Origin of the sequence: Bradyrhizobium nitroreducens, from assembly GCF_002776695.1 — a bacterium.
In the GTDB taxonomy this organism is placed as follows: Bacteria; Pseudomonadota; Alphaproteobacteria; order Rhizobiales; family Xanthobacteraceae; genus Bradyrhizobium; species Bradyrhizobium nitroreducens.
This window is the reverse complement of sequence record NZ_LFJC01000003.1, coordinates 1,001,756-1,002,121: the sequence shown is the minus strand read 5'-3', so window position 1 is coordinate 1,002,121 and position 366 is coordinate 1,001,756. Positions and strand designations below refer to the sequence as shown.

General features: G+C 58.7%; 1 pseudogene. It reads left to right on the top strand.

Annotated features, from left to right (window positions below):
- Window positions 1-366, top strand: a pseudogene (locus TSA1_RS40250) (hypothetical protein); the annotation flags it as partial.

The window sequence follows — 366 nt, the reverse complement described above, 5'->3', positions numbered from 1 at the left end:
GGCACACCCCCACCTGTTTCCGGCGAAAAACCCATTTGAGAAGATGGGCCTGCAATCGACCTCGCGCGAAACGCCGCATGCTAATTTTGACGAGCTGGCAGCGTTCCCTGCGAAGGCGATCGAGTTGGGCTATCCGTCTTTGGCAACGGGCGTCCTGATCGGTTGGGAATGGCTGCAGCGCAAGGCTCATATCTTCATCCGGTTCATGGCGGATCACTGCCGGCCGGAGAGCCGCCCGAACCACGTCTATGTCATCAACTACAAGACGAGCACGGGCTCATGGGAGCCGCTCTTCGATAAGAAGGGTAAGCCGCTCTATCCCCTGCTAATGGCCGAACTCGACGCCATGAAAGCATTGCGGCCGAG